The following is a 5,649-nucleotide window of genomic DNA, read 5'->3' on the forward strand; positions in this document are numbered from 1 at the left end:
GACCGGCGCCACACCGGCCAATTCGCCCGCGTCGCGCCCCACTTTCGCCTCACTGGAAACGATCACGCCAACCAGTTCCAACTGAGCATGGTTTAGCACCGCCCGTATCGCCGGGCGGCCGACGTTACCCGTTCCCCAAACTGCGACTTTCATATTCGCTATCCTCATTATCGTTATCAAGTCTCATCATAGGCCCCCTGAACACGCACAGACATTACAAGGGGTTAAACAGGAACAGGTCCGAAAATGGCTATCCCAATCGCGCCATGGCGCTAGAATGCCACTATGGAAAACACACTACACCCCGACCAGTGCTACCAGCAACTTGCCGCCCGCGACAGTCGCTTTGACGGCGCATTCTATGTTGGCGTAACCAGTACCGGCGTCTATTGTCGGCCCATCTGTCGCGTGCGACTGCCACAGCCACAGCGCTGCCGCTTTTTTCCTAGCGCTGCAGCTGCCGAGAGTTCGGGCTTTCGCCCCTGCCTGCGCTGCCGCCCTGAACTCGCTCCCGGGCACTCGCGTGAAGACGCCGTAGGCAAGCTGGCTCATACAGCCGCCAACCGGATTCGTCGCGGTGCCCTGAACGATGGTTCACTGGAAACCCTGGCAAGTGAGCTGGGCGTCAGCAGCCGGCATATACGTCGGGCCCTTGAGAAAGAATTCGGCGCATCCCCCTTGGCAATGGCGCAAACGGCCCGGCTGCTAAGCGCCAAGCAGTTACTCACCGACAGCACACTCAGTATCACTGACATCGCTTTTGCCAGCGGGTTCTCCAGCGTTCGGCGCTTTAACGATGCCTTTCGCAAACACTACAGGCTTACACCCAGTGCACTCCGGAAGCAGACCGGCAAAACAGACAACGGCGCCCTGAGCTTTCGCCTGGGTTATCGCCCACCACTGCACTGGGATAGTCTGGCGCAGTTTCTGCACAGTCGCAGCGCTGCTGGCACCAGTGAGCTGAGCAACGGCGTCTTGAGTAAAACACTCCATCTGGGCAACCTCAGAGGGTGGTTCAGCGCCACGATAGACGATAAAAAACACTGCCTGGTCGTCAATGCGAGTCCTGTGCTGTCACCGGCTTTTGCGTCTCTGACCATGCGTTTGCGGCACTACTTCGATCTCGACGCAAACCCCGACACTATCGACTCCCATCTGGCGCAAAACCCGCAACTCAAACCACTGATACAGCAGACACCGGGGCTGCGCCTGCCCGGCGCTCTAGATGCCTTTGAGTTAGCTGCGCGAGCGATCATTGGCCAGCAGGTCAGCGTTAAAGCGGCCAGCACCGTATTCAATCGTCTGTGTGAACGCTTTGGCGAAACTTTGGATACACCTGTTGCTGGCTTGTCTCGGCTGCCGCCGCGCGCCGAAGTCATCGCCGTAGCAGCGGAACAAGAGCTGATTGCACTGGGCTTGACCTCACGCCGCGCAGCAACGCTAAAAAGTCTCGCCGACGCCCTTGCGCAGGGTGAGCTGCACTTTGACTATGGCGACAACAGCGCCGACGTATGCCGCGAGCTGGAATCACTTCCGGGCATCGGCCCCTGGACGGCCCAATATATTGCCTTGCGAGCTTTAGGCGACCCGGACGCCTTTCCCGCGTCCGACTTGGCATTGATGAAAGCCTTCAGGGTAACTACCCCGAAAGCCTCGCAACGCGCTGCAGAAACATTGCGACCGTGGCGCGCCTATGCCGCCATTCACCTGTGGAACAGTCTGAACGCTGGAGGATGACATGCCCTGCACCGCTACCATTGACAGCCCGGTAGGCCCAGTTCGTATTACCGGCACACGCGACGTAATCAGCGAAGTCATGTTGGGATCCGACACCCGCTTCACAGCGACGCCGGCCCTACGTGAAGACTCTGCAGAGCTGGCAGACGCCATCACTCAGTTACAGGCGTATTTCGCGGGAGAGTTGCAGCACTTTGAATTGCCATTGGATATGTCGAGGGGCACCACCTTTCAACAGTCGGTGTGGCGAGCATTGCTCGGTATTTCCTACGGCACCACAGCCAGTTACCGCGATATTGCGCAAACTATTCATTCTCCCCGCGCCGTGCGCGCCGTTGGTTCGGCCAACGGTCGCAACCCGCTTGCCATTGTCGTGCCCTGCCACCGAATTATAGGCAGCACCGGAAAACTCACGGGCTACGCCGGCGGTTTGGCTGCAAAGCGCTGGTTACTGAAGTTTGAAGCAGCGAACATTGAGTGCTCAGCCGCCGACTGAACCACAGACAATCACCCGAAGACCTGTCTGATGCTCTACAGTAAACTGTAAACACTCCCTCCCGCGCCCCAATTCAACCGCGCCACGGGATGCGATACTGGTAATCCCAGCCGCCGTTCACTACTCCTGGAAGAAACCGTATGCCAACACTGAGCCAGCTTTATTACTACCCGGTCAAAGGATTACAGGGCGTGGCGTTGAACCGCATTGCAGCAAGCGCTGGTGAACGCCTACCTTTTGATCGTCGCTACGCTATAGGCGATCAGACAACAGCTTTTGACCCGGCCAATCCCTGCCATATAAAAAAGCAGAACCTAGTGGTGCAGATGAAGCACGAAAAACTCGCGGCTCTCGCTATTGGCTTTGAACCTGCCACGGCCACGCTCACAGTCGCAGAACGCAATACCTCCCATCGCTTCGCATTGGAAAGTCCAGACGGCCACGACGCATTCGAAAGGTTTATGAGTGATTACCTGGGAGAGGCTATTCAGGGGCCCGCTAGACTTATTTCCGCGCCAGGGCTGGCATTTACCGACCTGTCCCACCAATCAGTGTCGCTGATCAACCTCAATAGTGTAATGGCGTTACAAGACGCCCTTGGATACCCGATTGATCCACGCCGCTTTCGCGCCAACCTCTACCTCGACGGCGTACCGGCGTGGGAGGAAGAAACCTGGCTTGGAAAAACGCTGGAGATCAGTGGCGTAAGAATTCGCATCTATCGTATTACTGACCGCTGCGCCGCAATCAACGTAGACCCTCAAAACGCCCGACGCGACAAAACCCTCCAGGGCATGAAAAAAGCCTTCGGCCACCTGAATATGGGGGTCTATGGCATGATCGAAAGTAACGGAGAACTGGTAGCCGGCAGTGAATTTGAACAGCCCTGAGAGGCGACCCTGCTGTCACCCGACAGCAAATTTCTGAGCCGGAAATGAAAACGGCCCGCCATTTCCGCAAGGATCAGGCGAGCCGCTTGAAAAAATGGTACGACCGAGTGGACTCGAACCACCGACCCCCACCATGTCAAGGTGGTGCTCTAACCAGCTGAGCTACGGTCGTACTGCAACGCGTGGGGAATCGTAAGTAACCCTGACCACTGCGAAGGACGCGCATTATAGCCACGCTCCCCGCGATACTCAATCCCTTAAGCGCGCCCCCATGACCTTATTCAACAAACAACTCCTGTTTGATCTCGGCCAGCCGGTCCCGGATTCGGGCCGCTTCTTCAAATTCGAGGTTTTTGGCATGGCCGGCCATCTGCTGCTCCAGATTCTTCAGCAATTTGGATACCTCTGCGGGCTTCATGCTCTTCACATCCACCTCATAACCCGCACCGGGCTCTGCAGCGCGCCGCGCACCCTGTTTGCGACCGCGCTTGGTACCCGGCGCAAAGGCGCCCTCCATGATGTCGGCAACCGCCTTTTTCACCCCTGCCGGCGTGATATTGTGCTCTTTATTGAAAGCCACCTGTTTCTCACGGCGGCGATCGGTCTCACTGATGGCGCGCTCCATCGAACCCGTCATCACATCGGCATAAAGAATTGCCTTGCCATTGAGGTTGCGCGCTGCCCGGCCAATGGTCTGAATCAATGAACGCTCGGAACGCAGAAACCCTTCTTTGTCTGCATCCAGGATGGCCACCAGCGATACCTCCGGCATATCCAGACCCTCCCGCAACAGGTTTATACCCACCAGCACATCAAACTCACCGAGACGCAGGTCGCGAATGATTTCCACCCGCTCAACCGTATCAATATCCGAATGCAGATAACGCACCCGAATACCGTGCTCACTCAGATACTCGGTCAAATCTTCCGCCATACGTTTGGTCAGCGTGGTAACCAGTACCCGCTCACTGAGTTCTACCCGCTTGCGCACCTCTGACATCAGATCATCGACCTGTGTCGTTGCCGGACGAATCTCTACCTGCGGATCTATCAACCCGGTCGGCCGCACCACCTGCTCCACAACCCGCGCGGCGTGTTCGGCTTCATAGGGCCCAGGGGTTGCCGACACAAAGATCGCTTGCGGAATCAGCCGCTCCCACTCCTCAAAACGCAGAGGACGGTTATCCAATGCCGACGGCAGTCTAAACCCGTATTCCACCAGCGTTTCCTTGCGCGAGCGATCCCCCTTGTACATGGCGCCGATCTGGGGAATGCCCACGTGGGACTCATCCATTACCACCAGCGCGTTACGCGGCAAGTAATCGAACAGCGTGGGCGGCGGCTCACCGGGATCGCGCCCCGACAGATAGCGCGAATAGTTCTCAATGCCCGTGCAGTAGCCGAGCTCGCGAACCATCTCCATATCAAACTTGGTGCGCTGCTCCAGTCGCTGGGCTTCGAGCAGTTTGTCATTGTTGCGAAACTGCTCTAACCGCTCCTTAAGCTCCTCCTCAATCTGATCCACCGCTTTCAGCAGAGTCTCGCGTGGCGTTACATAATGGCTCTTCGGAAACACGGTATAGCGCGGCAGTTTAGCCAGGCTTTCGCCGGTGAGCGGATCAAACAGGGTGAGACTCTCAATCTCGTCATCAAACAGCTCAACCCGTACGGCTTCCTTCTCGGACTCCGCTGGAAAGATATCAATCACATCCCCCCGCACCCGATAGGTTGCCCGCTGAAACGCCATATCGTTGCGGGTGTACTGCAACTCCGCTAGGCGCCTCAGCAGCTTACGCTGGTCTATCCGCTCCCCCCGATCCAGGTGCAACACCATCTTGAAATACTGCTCAGGGTCACCCAAACCGTAAATTGCCGATACAGTGGCCACGATAATGGCGTCTTCACGCTCCATCAGCGCTTTGGTAGCGGAAAGCCGCATCTGTTCGATATGGTCGTTTACCGACGAATCCTTCTCGATAAAGGTATCCGACGACGGCACATAGGCCTCAGGCTGGTAATAGTCGTAATAGGACACAAAGTACTCAACAGCATTATTCGGAAAAAAATCCCTGAATTCGCCGTAGAGCTGCGCTGCCAGAGTTTTATTGGGCGCCATCACAATCGTGGGGCGCTGAATCGCCTGAATAACATTCGCAATAGTGAAGGTTTTACCGGAACCGGTAACCCCCAAAAGCGTTTGCGAATGCAGGCCTGCATTGATGCCTTCCACCAGTTGTTCAATGGCTTTTGGCTGATCTCCCGCCGGCGCGAATTTAGACTTAACTTCGAAACTTTTGCTCATATTTTCAACAGCATAAAGGAAATTATGGTACTACCTCCCCTCACACTTAGCCAATCGCCAGAAAACTGCAAAAAACGCCCCCCTAGCGGTTGACGATGTAAAAAAAGGCCTTTAATATGCGCCACCTCTCCTGACGGAGAGCACCAATCCGCCTTAGCTCAGTTGGTAGAGCAAATGACTGTTAATCATTGGGTCGCTGGTTCGAGCCCAGCAGGCGGAGCCAA

Annotated in this window: 4 protein-coding genes, 2 tRNA genes and 1 pseudogene; 4 read left to right on the forward strand and 3 right to left on the reverse strand. The window is 56.3% G+C overall.

The window, feature by feature from the left end; translation table 11 throughout:
- Nucleotides 1-153, reverse strand: a pseudogene (locus tag ABYP39_RS16925) (dihydrodipicolinate reductase); the annotation flags it as partial.
- 132 nt (nucleotides 154-285) lie between these two features.
- On the opposite strand from ABYP39_RS16925, the gene ABYP39_RS16930 reads away from it, so the two are divergent.
- The 3 genes from ABYP39_RS16930 (at nucleotide 286) to ABYP39_RS16940 (ending at nucleotide 3,123) form a co-directional block, all read left to right on the forward strand.
- Nucleotides 286-1,737 carry an AlkA N-terminal domain-containing protein gene (locus tag ABYP39_RS16930; protein ID WP_372783751.1) on the forward strand — a complete coding sequence of 484 codons (1,452 nt, stop codon included), beginning with the start codon at nucleotides 286-288 and terminating at the stop codon, nucleotides 1,735-1,737.
- Nucleotide 1,738: 1 nt separating this feature from the next.
- On the forward strand, nucleotides 1,739-2,233 hold the full coding sequence (locus tag ABYP39_RS16935) for a methylated-DNA--[protein]-cysteine S-methyltransferase (protein ID WP_372783754.1): 495 nt from the start codon (nucleotides 1,739-1,741) through the stop codon (nucleotides 2,231-2,233).
- A gap of 140 nt (nucleotides 2,234-2,373) precedes the next feature.
- The gene (locus ABYP39_RS16940) at nucleotides 2,374-3,123 is read left to right on the forward strand and encodes an MOSC domain-containing protein (protein WP_372783756.1); all 750 of its coding nucleotides are present in this window, start codon (nucleotides 2,374-2,376) and stop codon (nucleotides 3,121-3,123) included.
- A gap of 95 nt (nucleotides 3,124-3,218) precedes the next feature.
- Here the strand turns inward: ABYP39_RS16940 and ABYP39_RS16945 are convergent.
- Nucleotides 3,219-3,295, reverse strand: a tRNA-Val gene (locus ABYP39_RS16945).
- Between the two features lie 105 nt (nucleotides 3,296-3,400).
- Complete coding sequence (gene uvrB, locus ABYP39_RS16950; RefSeq protein WP_372783758.1) at nucleotides 3,401-5,425, reverse strand: excinuclease ABC subunit UvrB; 2,025 nt, start codon at nucleotides 5,423-5,425, stop codon at nucleotides 3,401-3,403.
- A 147-nt stretch (nucleotides 5,426-5,572) separates the two neighbouring features.
- On the opposite strand from uvrB, the gene ABYP39_RS16955 reads away from it, so the two are divergent.
- A tRNA-Asn gene (locus tag ABYP39_RS16955) sits at nucleotides 5,573-5,648 on the forward strand.
- Nucleotide 5,649 lies beyond the last annotated feature (1 nt).

This window comes from Litorivivens sp., from assembly GCF_041625495.1.
In the GTDB taxonomy this organism is placed as follows: domain Bacteria; phylum Pseudomonadota; class Gammaproteobacteria; order Pseudomonadales; family Spongiibacteraceae; genus Litorivivens.

Bases quoted from the DNA above. Each gene is read 5' to 3' on its own strand.
- ABYP39_RS16930 (WP_372783751.1), top strand. From the start codon at position 286: ATGGAAAACACACTACACCCCGACCAGTGCTACCAGCAACTTGCCGCC.
- ABYP39_RS16935 (WP_372783754.1), top strand. From the start codon at position 1,739: ATGCCCTGCACCGCTACCATTGACAGCCCGGTAGGCCCAGTTCGTATT.
- ABYP39_RS16940 (WP_372783756.1), top strand. From the start codon at position 2,374: ATGCCAACACTGAGCCAGCTTTATTACTACCCGGTCAAAGGATTACAG.
- uvrB (WP_372783758.1), bottom strand. From the start codon at position 5,425: ATGAGCAAAAGTTTCGAAGTTAAGTCTAAATTCGCGCCGGCGGGAGAT.